General features: G+C 68.4%; 15 protein-coding genes and 1 tRNA gene. 6 read left to right on the top strand and 10 right to left on the bottom strand.

Annotated features, from left to right (window positions below):
- Nucleotides 1-21: 21 nt before the first annotated feature.
- A complete protein-coding gene (locus tag J2W78_RS13615) occupies nt 22-279 on the bottom strand; it encodes a hypothetical protein (protein ID WP_253371264.1) in 258 nt (85 codons plus the stop codon).
- 240 nt (nt 280-519) lie between these two features.
- Complete coding sequence (locus J2W78_RS13610) at nt 520-1587, bottom strand: hypothetical protein (RefSeq protein ID WP_253371262.1); 1068 nt, start codon at nt 1585-1587, stop codon at nt 520-522.
- 134 nt (nt 1588-1721) lie between these two features.
- Between J2W78_RS13610 and J2W78_RS13605 the strand changes: the two genes are divergently transcribed.
- Nucleotides 1722-1797: transfer RNA gene (locus J2W78_RS13605), tRNA-Lys, on the top strand.
- Between the two features lie 43 nt (nt 1798-1840).
- Here J2W78_RS13605 and J2W78_RS13600 read toward each other — a convergent pair.
- Entirely contained in the window at nt 1841-2161 is a 321-nt protein-coding gene (locus J2W78_RS13600) for a hypothetical protein (protein WP_253371260.1), read from the bottom strand.
- A 340-nt stretch (nt 2162-2501) separates the two neighbouring features.
- On the opposite strand from J2W78_RS13600, the gene J2W78_RS13595 reads away from it, so the two are divergent.
- The 4 genes from J2W78_RS13595 to J2W78_RS13580 all read left to right on the top strand — a co-directional run bounded on the left by J2W78_RS13595 (nt 2502) and on the right by J2W78_RS13580 (nt 7919).
- Complete coding sequence (locus tag J2W78_RS13595) at nt 2502-3836, top strand: leucine-rich repeat-containing protein kinase family protein (protein ID WP_253371258.1); 1335 nt, start codon at nt 2502-2504, stop codon at nt 3834-3836.
- A 99-nt stretch (nt 3837-3935) separates the two neighbouring features.
- Nucleotides 3936-5474, top strand: a complete 1539-nt coding sequence (locus J2W78_RS13590; RefSeq protein ID WP_253371256.1) for a CYTH and CHAD domain-containing protein — start codon at nt 3936-3938, stop codon at nt 5472-5474.
- A 123-nt stretch (nt 5475-5597) separates the two neighbouring features.
- Nucleotides 5598-6104 (top strand): CYTH domain-containing protein, encoded by a 507-nt coding sequence (locus J2W78_RS13585; RefSeq protein ID WP_253371254.1) that lies wholly within the window; start codon nt 5598-5600, stop codon nt 6102-6104.
- Nucleotides 6105-6191: 87 nt separating this feature from the next.
- A complete protein-coding gene (locus tag J2W78_RS13580; protein ID WP_253371252.1) occupies nt 6192-7919 on the top strand; it encodes an adenylate/guanylate cyclase domain-containing protein in 1728 nt (575 codons plus the stop codon).
- Between the two features lie 12 nt (nt 7920-7931).
- Here the strand turns inward: J2W78_RS13580 and J2W78_RS13575 are convergent, their stop codons facing one another.
- The 3 genes from J2W78_RS13575 to J2W78_RS13565 form a co-directional block, all read right to left on the bottom strand.
- Nucleotides 7932-8753 (bottom strand): alpha/beta fold hydrolase, encoded by an 822-nt coding sequence (locus J2W78_RS13575; protein WP_253371251.1) that lies wholly within the window; start codon nt 8751-8753, stop codon nt 7932-7934.
- Between the two features lie 68 nt (nt 8754-8821).
- A complete protein-coding gene (locus tag J2W78_RS13570; RefSeq protein ID WP_253371248.1) occupies nt 8822-10009 on the bottom strand; it encodes an L-dopachrome tautomerase-related protein in 1188 nt (395 codons plus the stop codon).
- Between the two features lie 93 nt (nt 10010-10102).
- Complete coding sequence (locus tag J2W78_RS13565; protein WP_253371246.1) at nt 10103-11197, bottom strand: catalase family protein; 1095 nt, start codon at nt 11195-11197, stop codon at nt 10103-10105.
- Nucleotides 11198-11398: 201 nt separating this feature from the next.
- Here J2W78_RS13565 and J2W78_RS13560 point away from each other — a divergent pair, with 201 nt between their 5' ends.
- On the top strand, nt 11399-11641 hold the full coding sequence (locus J2W78_RS13560) for a hypothetical protein (RefSeq protein WP_253371244.1): 243 nt from the start codon (nt 11399-11401) through the stop codon (nt 11639-11641).
- Between the two features lie 80 nt (nt 11642-11721).
- On the opposite strand, the gene J2W78_RS13555 is transcribed toward J2W78_RS13560, so the two are convergent.
- From J2W78_RS13555 to J2W78_RS13540, 4 genes are all read right to left on the bottom strand, one after another.
- The gene (locus J2W78_RS13555) at nt 11722-13854 is read right to left on the bottom strand and encodes a sodium-translocating pyrophosphatase (RefSeq protein WP_253371242.1); all 2133 of its coding nucleotides are present in this window, start codon (nt 13852-13854) and stop codon (nt 11722-11724) included.
- Between the two features lie 348 nt (nt 13855-14202).
- The gene (locus J2W78_RS13550; protein WP_253371240.1) at nt 14203-14574 is read right to left on the bottom strand and encodes a hypothetical protein; all 372 of its coding nucleotides are present in this window, start codon (nt 14572-14574) and stop codon (nt 14203-14205) included.
- Between the two features lie 67 nt (nt 14575-14641).
- Nucleotides 14642-16240, bottom strand: a complete 1599-nt coding sequence (locus J2W78_RS13545) for a glycosyltransferase family 2 protein (RefSeq protein ID WP_253371238.1) — start codon at nt 16238-16240, stop codon at nt 14642-14644.
- 2 nt (nt 16241-16242) lie between these two features.
- The gene (locus J2W78_RS13540; protein ID WP_253371236.1) at nt 16243-16671 is read right to left on the bottom strand and encodes a hypothetical protein; all 429 of its coding nucleotides are present in this window, start codon (nt 16669-16671) and stop codon (nt 16243-16245) included.
- Nucleotides 16672-17422 lie beyond the last annotated feature (751 nt).

Genomic DNA, 17422 nt, shown 5'->3' with positions numbered 1-17422 from the left:
GAACCGAGCCCGTCGCCGGCCTCAGCGGAGGTCGGCGCGCTTCTGGGCCTTGTTGTAGCTGGTGATGGCCGCTTGGCAGCCCGGCGAGAGCTTGGCCTTGTTCTGCTTGAAGCAGGCGCGCACCTCGGTGCTGTCGGGCGCGAACTCGCCGCAATAGCTCAGGTAATCCCCGGTGCAGTGCTGCCGCAGGGCGTCGCGGTCCCCCGCCGGTGACGCCGCCGGGCCGGCCAGAGCCGCGCTCGTGGCAATCATCAGGGCGATGGCTGTGCGTGCGATCATGGGACTCTCTGCAACTCCGATATCACGGCTGCCGTTCGCCTCCGCTTTCGGGGCGGGCGCGGCAGGAGGACGACCCGGCATGGCTGGGCCGCGGGGTGTAGAGCCTGCCGATCGGGCGAGAGTGCGGCCGGCTCGTGGCAGGCCAAGCCACACGGGCCAAGCCACGTATCCGCCACCGAGAACCACCCGTTCCGGGCGCAGTTCATCGATTCTTCGTCCGAGGCGGCGTCCTGCTCCGGCCTACGGCGCGTGCGCCAGAACCCGGTAGGTGCCCTCGGGATCGTCGCGCCCGGTCGCCTGGGCCGCCTTTAGGCCGGCCACGATCCGGCCTGCGATCGGCAGCCGGTAATGCAGCGGATCCCAGTAGTTCGCGTCCTGCGCCGTGATCGGCGACGGGATGCGGAAATCGACCACGGTCGCGCCGTGCGCGGCGCCGATCCGCGTCACCTGCGTCTTGCAGGCGGCCTCCCGCGCCGCAGCGAGCGAGCCGGGCGCAGCCTGCTGCGAGACGTGGACGGGCGGGAAGACTAGAAGCGTCAGGGTCTCGGGCGGGGCCTGCGCCAGGAGCGCGTCGAGCCAGCCGAGTGCCGGCATCGGCGCGTCGGCGGGCGTCGGCCGGTAGTCCGGCGCAGCCTCGGCGGCGGCCTGGATCGCCTGCGCGTTCCGGATATGCGCCTGCGCGCGGGCCGCGTCGTACAGCGCCTCGGGCGGGGTGAAGACCGCGTAGCCGTTGCCTGCAAGCCGCGCGCGCACGAGCCCGAGCCGGTGCAATGCGCCCTCGACGGCGGTGCCGAGGCTCTGCCAGTTCACCTGCCGCAGGGCGTCCCACAGGGTAATGCGTCCGTAGAGCCACGCGGGAAAGGCGCGGAATGTCAGGCGGCGCTCGGCCGCATCCGGCTCGCACCATGTCGGGTCGATGCCGAACAGCAGCGTCGTCGGCCGCTCGTGGCGCAGGTAGAGCCGGGCCAGCTCGCTCTGCTCGTAGGGGGTCGCCGCATTCATCGACAGGTTGGCGAAGCGCCCCGCGAAGGCGTGGCCGAGATCCGCCGGGTCGAGCAGGCGCAGGGTCGAGGTGCCGAACACCGCCGCGTCGTAGGCGCCGCTGCGCGCGATCTGCGGGTACATAAAGCGCTGGTTGCCATCCATCAACGGCCCCTGCACCCGCCCCGGCCCGGCCCGCAATCCGTAGGGGTCGAGGGCGGCCACGAAGCCGATGCAGACAGCGCCGAGAACCGCCGCCACACTCAGGAACAGCAAGACGAAGCGACGCCATTCCGGCGGCGCACCCGCCGGGTTCGCTCTCGTCATCGGGTTTCGTATCGACTCAGCGGTTGGCACCATGCGGAAGCCGTGTTGACCCTCCCGGCCCGACCCCCTATTGCGAGCCCCACGCCCCGAGCGCAACCGGCCCGCCCCACGGCGGCCCTGCGCGAACCGGGTGCGAGCGCGTAGCTCAGTTGGTAGAGCAACGGACTTTTAATCTGTAGGTCCTGGGTTCGAGTCCCAGCGCGCTCACCATCGATCTTGCTTCGCCATCGCCTTGATCGTAGGGCCAATGCGATCAATCCAGGCATTTCTCGAAGTAGATTTGCCGGATGCGCTCCTTGTCGTCGAAACCGGCACTGCGGGAGCTGAGGAGTTCCGGCCCGTCCGGCACCCGGCCGAAGCTTTTATCGGACAGATCGACCACGAAGCCGCGTTCGCCCGTGTAGAGCCCTTCTCTGTTCTTCACGTTGACCGACCCGCAGATCAGGGATGCGCCGCTGTGGCGCAGCACCGTGACCTTCGCGTCCGGGTTCTTGAGGTGCTGTTCGATCAGGCCAATCACCGTTCGGGTGCTCTCGGCGCCGATCGCCTTGTCGGTGCCGTCCTCCACCGTCACGGCGCGGGCCTCCCCAGGGGCGAGCAAGAAGCCGCCAGCAGCAGCGGCCAAATAGATGACAGCATAACAGACTGAAGCTGATCGCAGTGCCCATGCCGCCATAACTGTGTCTCCCTGCTTATTATGTTTCGCTCAACGTCGCGGCAATGCTGCTCTGACTGATTGAGACGCATGGAAATCCCGCCGAACGTTACGATGGCACGTCTTTCGGAGGCAGGAAATGTCCCGAGAGATGCCTGGGGACGGCATGAAGCCGGTTCCGTCGCCCCCTCCCTTGAAGGCGCTTGATCGCCGGCCGCCGCGCGGTCATCCCGGCGGGAAAGCTCCGCGCGAGATCCCTATGAACACCCCACCGCCCCCCACGCTGCACGCACTCCGCCGCGGCCACTTCGCCGGGGCCAAAGTGCTGCGCCTCAGCGGAAAACTCGAAGAATTCCCGCCCGAAATCTTCGGCCTCGCCGACACTCTGGAACTGCTGGATCTGAGCGATTGCGGCCTCACCGAACTCCCGGACGACTTCGGCCGGCTCAAGCGGCTGCGCGTCCTGTTCTGCTCGGGCAACCGCTTCGAACGACTGCCGCCCGCCCTCGGGGATTGCCCGGCGCTGAGCCAGGTCGGGTTCCGCGCCACCGGCTTGCGGGAGGTGCCGGGCGAGGCGCTGCCGCCGGCCCTGCGCTGGCTCACGCTGACCGATAACCGGATCGCGCATCTGCCCGACGCCCTCGGCCGGCGCCCGCACCTGCAGAAGCTGATGCTGGCGGGAAACCGGCTGGAGGCGCTGCCCGCCTCGCTCGAAGGCGCGCAAAACCTCGAATTGCTGCGCCTCTCCGCCAACTGCTTCGACGCGCTGCCCGCGTGGCTGACGGCGCTGCCGCGGCTCGCCTGGATCGCCTGGGCCGGCAATCCACTCGACGGCGATCCGGCGCCGGCCCGCGTGCCGCAGGTGCCGTGGGAGGCGCTGGCAGTCGGCCCGTGCCTCGGCGAGGGTGCCTCGGGGCGGATCCACCGGGCGCTGTGGCGTCGGCCGGACGGGGAGGCGGCGGTTGCGGTGAAACTGTTCAAGGGCCGCATGACCAGCGACGGCCTGCCCGAACAAGAGATGGCGGCCTGCCTCGCCGCCGGCCGGCATCCCCACCTCACCGGCGCGCTGGGGCGGATCGAGGGGCATCCGGACGGGGTGCAGGGGCTCTTGATGCCGCTGATCCCGGAGGGCTGGCGGGTCCTGGCCGGATCGCCGAGCCTGGAAAGCTGCAGCCGCGACGTCTACGCGCCGGACTTCGCCCTGCCGCCGGAGACGGCCCTGCGCATCGCGGCCGGCGTGGCGCGGGCGGCCGCCCATCTTCACGGAAGCGGCGTGCTCCACGGCGACCTCTACGGGCACAACACCCTTTGGGACGGGGGCGCGGGCGAGGCGGTACTGAGCGATTTCGGGGCCGCCTCGGTGCTGCCGCCCGGCGAGGCCGGCGCCCCCTGGCAGCGGATCGAGACCCGCGCCTGGGGCATCCTGCTCGGCGAATTGCTCGACCATTGCGCGACCGAACCCGCCGACATCGCAGGCTTGCGCGCGCTGGAGCAGGCCTGCCGGCAGGCCGATCCGCGGGCGCGACCGTCGATGGCGGAGGTTGTGCGCACCATATCCCCGCATCTGTCGCTGGATCGTCACATGGATGCGTGATCCATCGCGGGTTCCGCCGCGTTGTGCCTGTCCCGGACGATGCGGCAGGATGCAGGCTCGCATCCGCCACAACCCTTAAGAGGAGCAGGACGAAACCGCATGAGCGACCCGCGCGAGATCGAGCTGAAGCTGGAATGCGAGCCCTCCGACCTCGCCGTCCTGCAGGATCATCCGCTCCTGCGGGAGGCAGCGGTGCAGGGGGAGGCCGCGCTCGCCTCCGTCTACTTCGACACGCCGGACCGGCAGTTGCACGCAGCCGGCCTCGGCCTGCGGGTGCGCGAGAGCGAGGGGCGCTTCGTCCAGACTCTCAAGGCCGAGGGCGACGGCCTGTTCGACCGGCCGGAATGGGAGCAGCCGGTCGAGAGCTCCGAGCCGGACCGGGCGGCGCTCGCCGACACGCCGTTCGCGCGCCGCATCGCGGCCGACGCCGCGCTGGAGCCGCTCTTCACCACCCGGATCACCCGGCGGACCTACCTCGTCGAGCAGGGTGAGTCCCGTATCGAGGTCGCCCTCGACACCGGCCGGATCGAGGCACCCGCCGCCGGCGACCGCATCCTGTCGATCTGCGAGATCGAGCTCGAATTGAAGGCGGGAATCGCAAGCGACGTGTTCGCCCTCGCCTACGCCGTCGCCGCCCTCGTGCCGGTGCGGCTCGGGGTGCGCAGCAAGGCCGAGCGCGGCTACGCGCTGGCCGCCGGCAAGATCGACCGGGTGCGCAAGTCAGAGCCCGTGCCGCTGCGCAACGACATGAGCGCGGCCGACGCGTTCCGCGCCGTCGCTCATGCCTGCCTGCGCCACATGCGCATCAACGAGGACATCCTGCTCCAGAGCCGCGACGCCGAGGCGCTGCACCAGATGCGCGTCGCGATCCGACGCCTGCGCTCGGCGTTTTCGCTGTTCGGAGACCTCGTGGACGACCCGCTTGGCGTTCGCATCCGCGCCGAGTTGAAGGCGATGACCGAGCCGCTGGGCCGGGGGCGCAACCTCGATGTCTTCCTCGCCACCATTCTGCCGGCCGAGCGCGAGCGGCATCCCGACGAGACCGGGCTGCTCGGCATCGAGCGGCAACTCGAAGACGAGCGCGCGAAGGCTTATGACGACATCGCCAAGCTGCTGCGCTCCGATGCGTGGCGGATGCTGCTGCTCGACCTCATCGGCTGGATCAATGCCGGCCCCTGGCTGCGGGACGAGAGCCCCGGCCGCGTCGCCCTGCGCGCGGAGCCGGCCCGCGTCTTCGCCGCCCGCGAACTCGACCGGCGGCGGCGGCAGGTGAAGCGGCGCGGGCGCCATCTCGACGACCTCGACCCCGAGGAGCGCCACCGGGTGCGCATCGCCGCCAAGAAGCTGCGCTACGGCGCGGAGTTCTTCGCGCCCCTGTTTCCCGGCAAGAAAGCGGGCAAGCGGCACGGCGCCTTCGGCAAGGCGCTCTCCGACCTGCAGGACCATCTCGGCGCGCTCAACGACATCGCCACCGGCCACGAACTGATGCGGGACCTGACGGTCGAGCCGACCGGCGCCACGACGCTGTTCGCCGCCGGGATGACGGCGGCCGATATCGAGGCGCGCAGCCGCAAGCTCCTGGAGGAAGCGGCCGAGGCGCACGAGGATCTCGTCGACACCAAGCCGTTCTGGCGTTGAGGTTACCCCGAATCGCGAGAGGGCGATACGCGGGAGGCGATGGCGCTCAACCTGTGAGTACCGTAAGGCGGGGCGACGGAAGGGGGCGGGGAGACATCCCGCCGCCAGGATCCTTTTGTATCGATGCGTTTCGAGGTCGAGCGAAAATTCCTCGTGGCCGATGACGGCTGGAAGGCGGGCGTCGTCAGCCGGCGCCGGCTGACCGACGGGCTGATCGGGCAGTTCGACACCGGCAAGGTGCGGGTTCGGCTCGACGAGGACCGGGCGTGGCTCACCATCAAAGGCGCGCGCGTCGGCCTCGGCCGGCCGGAATACGAGTACGAGATTCCGCGGGCGGACGCGGAATCGATGATGAGCCTCGTCTGCGACACCTGCTTCATCGAGAAGACGCGCCATTGCGTGCCGCATGCCGGGCTCGTCTGGGAGGTCGATGTCTATGGCGGGAGTCTGGCCGGGATGGTCCTGGCCGAGGTGGAGCTGGAGCACGAGGCCCAGGCGTTCGAGCGTCCGGCCTGGCTCGGCCGCGAAGTGACCGGGGACCCGCGCTTCCGCCAATCGGCGCTGCTGCGCCGCTTCGGCGAGGCCGGGCGCGGCGTCACCTTGGACGAGGTGCTGGCCGCCCCGCCGTGAGGGGCGGGCGACCATACGGTTTCGTTGCCGCCTCGGACCGCGCTATGAAGGCTGCGGAAGAGTCTCTCAAGCAAGGGATCGGGGGCGGTGGGGCAGGCGGCGCGTCCGGGCTTTGGCCGCCTCTTCCGTCTGCGCATGTCCACTTGGCCCACCTTCCGTCAGCTTCGTCTCGGCAGCGGCCTCGTGCTGTTCGCCTATGTCCTCACGCACCTGCTCTGCCACGCGCTGGGCAACATCTCGCTCGATGCGCTGGAGACCGGGCTCGCGGTGAAGGTCGCGCTCTGGCGCACGCCGCCCGCGCTGATCCTCCTCTACGGGGCTCTTCTCCTCCACCTCGTCCTCGGGCTTCACGCCTTCTACGAGCGGCGCTTCTACCGGGTGCGGCCGGCCGAGACCGCGCAGCTTCTGCTCGGCCTTGCCGTCCCCTTGCTCCTGCTCAGCCATGTCGTCGGCACGCGCCTCGCATGGAGCGTGGAAGGGCTCGACCGAGGCTATGCGCAGATTCTCTACGCCACCTGGGTCGCCGCACCGGGCCAGGGGATGATGCAGGCGGCGGGCCTCGTCGTGGCGTGGCTGCACGGCTGCTTCGGGCTTTACTTCTGGCTCAGGCTGAAGCGCGGCTTTCCCCGCGCCGCGCCCTGGCTGCTCGCGGGCGCAGTGCTGGTGCCGGTGCTGGCGCTCCTCGGTTTGGTGCAGGGTGGACGCAGCGTCGCGGCACTTGCCGCCGATGCCGCATGGCGGGTGCAGGAACTCGGGCCGACCCATCTCGGCCTGGCCGAGCAGACCGAACGGCTGGGGGCGATCCGGCGCGGGCTGTTCTCGGTCTACCTGGCCGCGCTCGCCCTCGTCCTGCTCGCGCGCGGCGCCCGCACCCTCGCCGAGACGCGGGGCGGCTTCGTGCGCATCGGCTATCCCGACGGGCGCACCGTCCGCATGCCGCGGGGGAGCAGCGTCTTGGAGGCGAGCCGACGCGGCCGCATCCCGCATGCGAGCGTCTGCGGCGGGCGCGGCCGCTGCTCGACCTGCCGCATCCGGGTCGTCGATACGGAGCGCAGCCGACCCCTGCCGGAACCGGAACGGGCGGAGCGCCTCGTCCTCGACCGCATCAGCGCGAGCCCCGGCATCCGGCTCGCATGCCAGCTCCGGCCCGACCGCGACCTCACCGTCGCGCCGCTGTTCACGCCGCAGGCCCGCGCCGCGTCCGCGCGTGATCCGGAGCGGGCCGCGACCGGCGAGGAGCGGTTCGTCGTCGTGCTGTTCGCCGACCTGCGCGGCTCGACCCGGTTCGCGGAGGAGCACCTGCCCTACGACACCGTCTTCGTCATCGGCCGCTTCCTCGGCGCGGTCGGCCGGGCGGTGCGCGAGGCGGGCGGCTCGGTGAACCAGCATCTCGGCGACGGGCTGATGGCGATCTTCGGCCTCGATCGCGATCCGAAGCACGCGGCCCGCGATGCCCTGAAGGCCGTCGACGGCATCGCCCGCCACGTCGAGCAGCTCAACCGCATGCTCGCCGCCGATCTCGGCGAGCGCCTGCGCTACGGCGTCGGCCTGCATGCGGGCATGGCCATCGTCGGCGAGTTCGGGGACGAGACCGAATCTCGCTTCACGGTCCTTGGCGACACGGTCAACGTCGCCGCCCGTCTCGAGGGTCTGACCGGGCCGATGCGGCAGGTCGCGATCGTCTCGGAAGCCGTCTACGAGGCCGCGGGCCTCAGCACCGACACCCTTCAGGAGCTGACGCTGACGGGGCGCGCCCAACCGCTCAGGGCGCGCCTGATCGGTGCCGACGCGTCGGCCGCGCTTCAGGACGGCTGATCGGTCCAACCTCTACGCGCGCAGGAACGCCAAGAGATCCTCGGTCAGCCGGTCTTTGTGGGTGAACGGAATGGCGTGCGGCGCGCCCGCGTAGACTTCGAGACGGGCGCCGGGAATGGCATCCGCCGCGGCCTTGCCGCTGATGTCGAAGGGCACCGTCTGATCGCCATCGCCGTGGATGACCAGGGTCGGCACCCGGAACGCCGCCATGTCGGCGCGGAAATCGGTCCCGCCGAAGGCGTGCACGCAATCGACCGTCGCCTTTGGCGAGGCTCGCATCGCCAGCAGCCCCGTCCAGGCCATCAGCTCCGACGAGGCCGGCGAGGAGAGCAGCCCGGCGCCGAAGAAGCTCTTGACGAAGTTCGACCAGAAATGCGGCCGGTCCTTCTCGATCGCCTCGATCATCCCCTCGAAAACGCTGGCATCGACGCCGTCGGGATGATCGGGCGTCTTGGCAAGCATTGGCGTCACCGCGGAGACGAGCACCGCGCGCGCCACTCGTGCGCCGCCATGGCGCGAGAGGTAGCGGGCGATCTCGCCGCCGCCCATCGAGAAGCCGACGAGCGTCACCTCCTGAAGGTCGAGCCCGTCGAGCACGGCCTTCAGGTCGTCGGCGAAGGTGTCGTAGTCGTAGCCGCTCCAGGGCTGGTCCGAGCGCCCGAACCCGCGCCGGTCGTAGGCGATGGTGCGAAAGCCCGCCTGGGTCAGGGCCGGCTGCTGATACTCCCACATGTCGGCATCGAGCGGCCAGCCGTGGATCAGCACGACCGGAGGCCCGCTGCCCCAATCCTTGTAGAAGAGGCGCGTCGCGTCCCTGGTCTCGATGAAGGGCATGCCGGTCTCCTTGAACGGGGGACGCGGACGCGCCCCCCTTTGGTCCGTCGGGGTCGGAGAGGGTCGGCTCAACGGCCCGGAGCGGTCTTGGTCGAGCCGGTGGCGTCGGAAGCGGGCGGCTTGATCGCCCACAGCTCGGTTGGCAGGCTCAGCGGCGCGCCGGGCTTGTAATCGGCCGAATCCTGGATGTGCGAGGTGGTGACGTAGATCGTCCCGTCCGGTCCTTCGCTGAAGGTGTCGGGCCAGCGCAGGCTCGGGTCCTGCACCAACGTCGTCAGGCCGTCCTTGCCGCCGGCGAGGTCGCGCACCTTCACCGCGTTGTCCTGGGGCGAGGTCACGTACATCCGCCCGTCGCGGCGGGCGATCAGCAGGCCGTCGGCAACGCCGTTCTCGCCGACCTTCGCCACCTTGCCCGAGAGGCTCTTGTCGGTGAGCGTGTCGGGCACCATCGAGGCGGCGGCCCAGCCGGTGAGCGCATCGGTCGGCAGGCTGTAGAGCGTCTTGCCCTTGATCGCCTGCCAGTAGAGCGTCTTGCCGTCGTTCGAGAGGGCGATGCCGTCGGCGGAGAACGCCACGCCGCGCCCGTCGGGACGGCGCAGCGGCTTGCCGTCGTAGCTCACGGTCACCGAGGTGTCGGGCATGGTCGAGGGATCACCCGAGAGAATGCGCTTGGCCGAGCCGCTGTCGAGATCGACGACGATCAGCGCGCCCTCGGCACCGGAATCGGTGAGGTAGGCGGTCTTGCCGTCCGGCGAGATCCGAACGTCGTTGAGGTAGGAGGCCTGGAGCACCGTGCTGGTGTCGAAGGGAATCGTCTTGATCACCTTGTTGGTCTTCAGGTCGATCCCGACGAGTTTTGGGCCGTCCTTGATCACATGCGCCATGGCGGGGGCCGCAGCATCCACCACCCAGAGCCGGTCCTGCCCGTCGGCGACGACGCTCTGCACGCAGACGAAATGGTCCTTCGGCGAGAGTTCGTCGGCCCGTGCGTTGCGCCACGCGTTCCATTGGTCGTCGGGGAAGGGGACGGGCTTGCCGTCCTTCAACTCAGCCACCGAGACCGGCGCATCCTCACTCCAGCGCGGGAAGTTGACGAAGATGCGCCCGTCGCGGGCCACCGTGATGCCGGTGACCTGATGCTCGAAGCTGGCGACCTTGGTGAGCGTGGCTTTTCCCTCCTGCGCTCGGGCGGGGAGGGGGCTCGCCATCGTGCCCGCGAGGAGGGCTACGGCAAGGGCGGTCAGGGTTCTGGTCATGGTCGGGCAGCCTTGGGCGAAAGCATCGGTCGCAGTTGTCCGTCGGAACCCCGGCGCGGTCGGCCGGGGTCCTTCACGAAACCGTTGCCCCCGTCAGGCCGGCACCTCCTCGATCGAGCCCGGCTCCGCTTCCGGCACGCGGTTGCGCTCGTGGCGGAAGCGGGAGAGGGCCTGATAGGTCTTCAATCGTGCCCGCATCAGCGAACCGAGGGGGCGGTGCGCCGCAAGGCTGTGGGCAGGGCGGAAGGAGAGCACGTCGTCGGCGTAGTGGCGACGCGCTTCGCTGAACGCGTCCTGCGCCGGCAGAACGAGGCGGGCGACGGTGCGGTAGGGGCTCAGCGCCTCGTCCCAGCGCTTCGAGGCGTCCTCGACCGGCATGTCGTCGAGGTTCAGGCAGAGTTGGACGCGGATTTCGAACACCGCCTCGCGGCCTTCGAGATAGCTCAGCACCGCGTGGCGGAAGACGTTCCCGTCCTCGCTGCCGGTGTCGAGCCGCTCGTCGGCGAGCGCCGCTTGGGCCGGGGAAGCGGGAAAGGCCGCGAGCTTGGCAACGTGGTCGCCGTAGCGGAGCGCGGCCTGCGAGTAGTACGGCTCGGCCAGTGGATGGTGCGGCACGTGGCCGAAGAAGTCGAGGAGCGGCGAACTCTCGCCCTTCACCGATTTCACCACCCCGTCGAGCACCCGCGCGCCCTGTGAAACCGCCGCTTTCACCGCTTCCGGCGCGGAGGTTGCGGCCTCCAGCTGCTTCATGCTGCCTAAGAAACCCTTGGCATCGGGATTGGGAAAGACCGGCCCGGTGGCGAACACGAAGTCCTGGGTCGGCGCATCGTGGCCGGGCAGCTTGTCGCCCTCGACGCCGAGCACTTTGATCGCCATGCCGCGGTGGGTCGAGACGCGGTCCTTCAGGAGTTCGCCGGCCCCTTGCGCGAAGCGCACGATGACGGAATGCGTGCCGGCCTTCGCGAACAGGCCCTGCGCCAATTCGGGCGGAAGGTTCGGGAGAATTTCCAGCTCGCCGACGGCAACGCCGCTGATCTTGGCGTGCGACGCCCGCACCGCGTGCCCGTAGCGCTCGGCGGTGATCTCGCTCTCGTGGGTCATCGAGGCGATGATCCGATCGATGATCTCGTTCTCGTCGGGGCTCGGCGTCTCGATACCGTCGTGGTAGCGAATCGGTGCGGCGCTCATGGAATTTCTCGCGTCTCAGCAGATCTGAGAGAGTGAACCGGGGGAACGCGTGAAAGTTCGGACCGAACCCCGGCCTGCAACTTCTCATCGCGCATCTTTGATGAACCGGATGGCGGCGCGAGTTCCGACCCGGAGTTCGCTGGAACGGTTCAGGTTCGCTCGCCGTTACAGGCGCAGATTTATCCCAATCGGAGGATTGTCATGCGCAAATCCCTTCTCGCCGCCGCCGCTCTCCTGACGCTCGCCGGGGCCTCGGGCGCCGTGGCCCAGACCACCGTGATCGAGCGCGACGCTCCGGATCGGGTCGTGGTGGATCGCGCGCCCAGCAGTTCCTCGACCACGGTCGAGCGGCGCGAGCATTCGGATGGCTGCTCCAGCAAGACGGTGACGAAGGAAAACGACATGGGCGACCGCAAGACGGTCACCAAGGAGAACTGCGACTGATTCGTTCGGAGTTTCGGTCCTGAAAACGAAGAACCCGCCGCGGAGGACCGCGGCGGGTTCTTCTTTTGTGATGGTCGGTTTCAGGCGTGCGCGAGCACGGCGAGCAGAAGCAGCGCGATGATGTTGGTGATCTTGATCGCCGGGTTCACGGCGGGGCCCGCCGTGTCCTTGTAGGGGTCGCCGACGGTGTCGCCGGTCACGGCCGCCTTGTGCGCGTCCGAGCCCTTGCCGCCGTGGTGGCCGTCTTCGATGTACTTCTTGGCGTTGTCCCAGGCGCCGCCGCCCGAGGTCATCGAGATCGCGACGTAGAGACCGGTCAGGATCACACCGAGCAGCGAAGCGCCGACCGTGGCGAAAGCCTGTGACTTGCCCGCGATCGCCTGGATCACGAAGAAGATCACGATCGGCGACAGCACCGGCAGCAGCGAGGGGAGGATCATCTCCTTGATCGCCGCCCGGGTCAGCATGTCCACCGCGCGGCCGTAATCCGGCCGGTCGGTGCCCTGCATGATGCCGGGCTTGGCCCGGAACTGGCGGCGCACCTCCTCGACCACAGCGCCGGCAGCACGCCCGACCGCCGTCATCGCCATGCCCGCGAACAGGAACGGGATCAGGCCGCCGAGCAGCAGGCCAACGACGACGAAGGGGTTGGAGAGCGAGAAATCGACGCTCACGCCCTGGAAGAAGCGGTACTGCGTCGGGCTAGCATTGGCGATGAAGTAGTTCAGGTCCGAGGTGTAGGCGGCGAACAGCACCAGGGCGCCGAGACCCGCCGAGCCGATGGCGTAGCCCTTGGTGACGGCCTTGGTGGTGTTGCCGACCGCATCGAGCGCATCCGTCGCCTTACGTACGTCCGGGGGTAGGCCCGCCATCTCGGCGATGCCGCCCGCGTTGTCGGTGACCGGACCGAAGGCATCGAGCGCCACGATGAAGCCCGCCAGCGCCAACATCGCGGTCACAGCGATGGCGATGCCGAACAGGCCGGCGAGCGCATAGGTCGCGATGATGCCCGCCACGATGACCAGGGCCGGCAGCGCCGTCGATTCGAGCGAGATCGCGAGCCCCTGGATCACGTTGGTGCCGTGCCCGGTGACGGAGGCCGTGGCGATCGACTTCACCGGCCGGAAGTTCGTGCCGGTATAGTACTCGGTGATGACGACGATCAGCGCCGTGATGACGAGGCCGAGCACCGCGCAGGCCAACAGGGCGCCTGAGGTGAAGGTCACGCCGGTATTGGTGGTGAAGCTGGTCGAGAAGCCGCCGAACAGGGCGAAGTTCACCGCGGCGATGGCGGCGATCGAGAGCACGCCCGCCGCGATCAGGCCCTTGTAGAGCGCGCCCATGATCGACTGGTTGGCACCGAGCTTCACCGCGTAGGTGCCGGCGATCGACGTGACGATGCAGGCCGCCCCGATGGCGAGCGGGTAGATCATCATCGCTTCGAGCACGGGCGCGTTGCCGGCGAAGAAGATCGCGGCGAGCACCATGGTGGCGACCACGGTCACCGCGTAGGTCTCGAACAGGTCCGCGGCCATGCCGGCGCAGTCGCCGACATTGTCGCCCACGTTGTCGGCGATGGTGGCGGGGTTGCGCGGATCATCTTCCGGAATACCGGCTTCGACCTTGCCGACGAGATCGCCGCCGACATCGGCGCCTTTGGTGAAGATGCCGCCGCCCAGCCGCGCGAAGATCGAGATCAGCGAGGCGCCAAAGCCCAAAGCCACCAGCGCGTCGATGACTTCGCGGCTTCCCGGCGCCAGCCCGGCGCCCCGGGTGAGGAACAGGTAGTAGAGCGCGACGCCGAGCAGCGCGAGGCCCGCCACCAGCATGCCGGTGACCGCACCGGACTTGAAGGCGACCTCCAGCCCGCCGCCGAGCGACTGCGTGGCGGCCTGCGCCGTGCGGACGTTGGCGCGAACCGAGACGTTCATGCCGATGAAGCCGGCTGCGCCCGAGAGCACCGCGCCGATCAGGAAGCCGATGGCGACCTTGATGCCGAGAAAGTAGGCGAGAAAGACGAAGAGGACGACGCCGACGATCCCGATCGTGGCGTATTGGCGCCTGAGATAAGCCTGCGCACCCTCGGCGATGGCGCCTGCGATTTCCTGCATGCGCTGGGTGCCGGCATCGCGTCGCATTACGTCACGGATAGTCACGACACCGTAGGCAACGGCGCAGAGCCCGCCCACGATGATCAGCAAAAGTGCGGTCATGCGTGCGTCCTTAGATTTTTGATTGTGGTTTGCCGAGCCCGGCCGGAATGGCCGTCGGACGTTGCTGCGACGTTGCTCGGCTTCAGGCGCCCTCCCTCGAGAACCTGAACTTAACTGCCAAACTTCGGCGTCCAGCGCAAATGCCTCGTGCCGTTGAGAACCTTTCGAAACGGCCAAGACGCAAAATAATGACAAGTTTCGTGTTATTGCAGTGCAATCTCTGCGGCGCCAGGCACGAACAAGGAACCGCTTCCGCGTTCCTTCCGGCCAGTTCCGACGCGGATCTTTCCCTCTGTCGGCGCAGAGTATCGGGGGCCGGGAGCGCCTCGGAGGCCGCCCGGTTTCGGCTCAGCTCGTGAAGCCGGAGGCATCGACGGTCAGTGCCGACGATGAGCCGCTTTCAGCCACCTGCCGGCGCAGATGCCGGTTCTCGTCCTCGAGACGCGCATGAGCCTTTTCGCCGTCGCGCAGCGTCGCTAGGAGGTGATCGTTGAGCACCATCGTTCGCTGCCGATCCCCGACGGCGATCGACACCTGAATGAGGGCGGCCTCACGCTCGGCAACGAGCCTCTCCCGATCCTGTAGGAATCGGCGCATGGCCCGCACCGCCGTCCGGTTGCTGCTCTCGAGGATCGCCAGCCGATGGTCGGCCACCGCCAGCCGGCGCTGCGTTTCGCGCAACAGCGCCTGGATCGCCTCGCAATCGGTGTCGGACGTCACGACGACTCCTACGCCCTCATCCGTCGTCGGAATTCGCGTGAGGAGGGCACGCCCCCGCTGAAGCAGGTCACGCAGCGGCATCGGAGCCCCCCAGCGACGCGCGCATCGGCGGCGATGCACCGGGATCGCCCTGATCCGAGCGGCGTGTCCCCGGCGTCAACGTGCCGGCGAGCCGGCTCTCGAGACGACCGATCTGCGCGGCATGGTGGCGATACTCCGCCGACGCGCGCAGCCATGCCAGCAGCGGCGCCATCTCTGCGGGCGCGCGCGGCGTCTCAATGACGGACAAGGGTTCCTCCAGACCGAGCCATTCGTGACGAGCCGCGGCCTCGATCCAGTTCGATGCGAGCGGGGCGTCCTCGTCCATGAACAACAGGCCGGACAGGAACAGGACCCGCTGTATCATCACGGTCGAGATCTCGACATGGCATTCGCCGACGATCTCCGGATAGACGCGCCCGCCGAAGCTGCCAGTCGCGACCGTCTCGCCGCCCCTGCGATAGGAGCTGTGCGAGGCGAGACAACCCAGAGCGGACATGCGCGCGACCTGACGAGCGATCTTCTCGGGAACGAAGACATCCGGGGCCATCAGCAATGCGACGTAGGCGCCGCGGGCCGCCGTGAGCCCAAGGCGAAGGCGGGCGGGAAGCCGCGGCTCCGGCGTCGGCCGCAGCACCCGGTCACAGCCGCCTCGGCCGAGGGCGGTGAGGACCGAGGGGTCTCCGACCAGGATCATCTCGTCCGGCGGCCGGGTCTGGCCCTCCACGCTGTCGATCGTGCGGCGTGCGGCCTCAAGATCGGTTCCGACATCGATGACCACCGAGACCGAGGCCTCCGCAGCACAGCTGCGCGCCATCCGGTCGGCCCGATCGGCGACCCGTCGGTTCGGACTCCGGTAGCGCAGGAAGTCGCCGGTCCGCCTCAGGAAGCGCTCCCGGCTTCCGTCCACCACCGCGGCCTCGACCTCGCTCGTCTCGTCGAGCACGTCGCTCCAGAAGGCGCTGTTCTCGGACAAGGCATCGCGGCGGTGGGAGCCCTGATCCGGATGGAGCCGCGAACGCAGGAGGCAGTGCGGAACGTGGACGAAATGGGCCTCGCGGGTCAGCCTCCACCACATCCGGTAGTCCTGGGTGTAGGGATAGCGCGTATCGAAGCCGCCGACGCGCAGAAGCAGATCGCGGGCAATCAGGATCGTGCAGCCGTTGATCAGTCCCTCGTAGAAGGCGAGCCGCGGGTTGAGCGCCAGCGCAGCGGGGTCGAGCCGCTGCTCGCCGGTGATGCAGCCCGCCGCGTCGATCCAAGACAGATCGGAGAACAGGCAGACGTCTTCACGGTCGAGCGTGTCGAGGATCCTGACCTGCCGCTCGGTCTTCCCAGGCTCGAACAGGTCGTCGTGCGACAGCCAGGAGAACAGGCGGCCGGAGGCGTGGGCAAGGGCGGTGTTGAGCGCGACCGCCACCCCCATATTGGGCTGCTGCAGGGTACGGATGCGGTCGCCGAAGGCGCGCGCGACGGCCAAAGTCTGCCCATCGTCGTCGGAGCCGTCATCGACGACGATGATCTCCGTCTCCGGATGGCTCTGGCACAGTGCGCTCTCGATCGCCTCGCCGAGATAGTTCGCGCCGTTGTGGACGGGAATCGCGATGGTGACGCTGCGGTCGCCCAAGCCTACCCCTCTTCCATCGGGGCCGGCGCCCGGCGCGTCCGATCGAAGGTGCTGGTCAGTTCCCCCCCGAGCTCGACCGCCTCGAGAATCAAGGCCGGCACGTCGATCACGGCCCGCTCGTTGAAGCCGAAATCGGTGAAGCTCTCGTAGGTCGGAACATGGTACCGGCGCGGCGGGGCGCGGCCGGTGACGAGAAAGATGGTGTGGGAGCCGATGGGACGGACGAGGCAGGTCCCGTCGTTCAGTTCCGGCCCCATCGTGATCGACGGAATGTCCTCACTGAAGATGAGATCGTCCGCCCCCGCGAACAGGGCTTGGTAGACGCTCGGACTCGCGACCCGGTGCCGCCGGCCTCCGAAAACCAGCCAGACATCCGGACTGTCCGGCGCCGACAAGCGCAGGCCATCGAGGTCGTCACGCAACGTGTACACGACGTACCTCGCAAGCCTCGCACCATGCCCACCGAGCGCCGACGGCGGACCGGAGGCTCGCCTCGGCCCGACCGACTCGGCTGCCTTGATCGCGGCCGCGGGATCGGATCCGGCCCACCTGCACGATCAGGCTCGCGTTGATTCGAAAGGCTGGTGCGAGGCGCATGACCGATCGGAAAGTGTGGGAGATCGCTTCACTGCCGCCGGGATGGTGCCGGCCCGATCGGCTGCGATCACGATCGGGGAGATAGCGGAGTCGTGCCGGCATCTCAAGTTTCATAGGTTAGTACGAAGGTATCCTGAAAGCCTCATGGCCGCCGACGGCTCACAATTTCGAATAGATATCAGGTTTCATCCAAACTTTCCGACATAACTCTGATGACACTTTATCGATCCGCTTCCATTATGCGATACAGATGAAAGACGCTATTGCCGCAAATGACGCGTGATCGAAAATTGCGTGGAATCGGTGATGTCCGGCAAAGTGGAGGCCCGAACATACCTTCTGGTTGCCCAACTTCGCTTCGTGGCCTGCAGCCACCAAGAGCAAGGGCAATCGTCGCCAAGGGAACAGGTGCCGCAACAAGCAACCCCCTTGCCGGCACGCGCCGGCCTTCGGCTCTTCACAAAGAAGCGATGAAGCCGATCTGATGCGATCAGGCACAAATGACCGGAAATTCGGAAATCGCCGTTGATGCCTGTCCCCGATACCCGGCCAAAAAACGTTATCGAAATCGGCGCATAGGACTTG

The organism is Methylorubrum extorquens, from assembly GCF_024169925.1.
Taxonomy (GTDB): domain Bacteria; phylum Pseudomonadota; class Alphaproteobacteria; order Rhizobiales; family Beijerinckiaceae; genus Methylobacterium; species Methylobacterium extorquens_A.
The sequence above is the reverse complement of the archived record's forward strand: the minus strand, read 5'-3'. Positions and strand labels throughout refer to the sequence as shown.

Coding starts and splice junctions, on each gene's coding strand:
- J2W78_RS13575 (WP_253371251.1), bottom strand. CDS start 8,753: ATGCCCTTCATCGAGACCAGGGACGCGACGCGCCTCTTCTACAAGGAT.
- J2W78_RS13585 (WP_253371254.1), top strand. CDS start 5,598: ATGCGTTTCGAGGTCGAGCGAAAATTCCTCGTGGCCGATGACGGCTGG.
- J2W78_RS13560 (WP_253371244.1), top strand. CDS start 11,399: ATGCGCAAATCCCTTCTCGCCGCCGCCGCTCTCCTGACGCTCGCCGGG.
- J2W78_RS13610 (WP_253371262.1), bottom strand. CDS start 1,587: ATGACGAGAGCGAACCCGGCGGGTGCGCCGCCGGAATGGCGTCGCTTC.
- J2W78_RS13555 (WP_253371242.1), bottom strand. CDS start 13,854: ATGACCGCACTTTTGCTGATCATCGTGGGCGGGCTCTGCGCCGTTGCC.
- J2W78_RS13570 (WP_253371248.1), bottom strand. CDS start 10,009: ATGACCAGAACCCTGACCGCCCTTGCCGTAGCCCTCCTCGCGGGCACG.
- J2W78_RS13565 (WP_253371246.1), bottom strand. CDS start 11,197: ATGAGCGCCGCACCGATTCGCTACCACGACGGTATCGAGACGCCGAGC.
- J2W78_RS13595 (WP_253371258.1), top strand. CDS start 2,502: ATGAACACCCCACCGCCCCCCACGCTGCACGCACTCCGCCGCGGCCAC.
- J2W78_RS13615 (WP_253371264.1), bottom strand. CDS start 279: ATGATCGCACGCACAGCCATCGCCCTGATGATTGCCACGAGCGCGGCT.
- J2W78_RS13590 (WP_253371256.1), top strand. CDS start 3,936: ATGAGCGACCCGCGCGAGATCGAGCTGAAGCTGGAATGCGAGCCCTCC.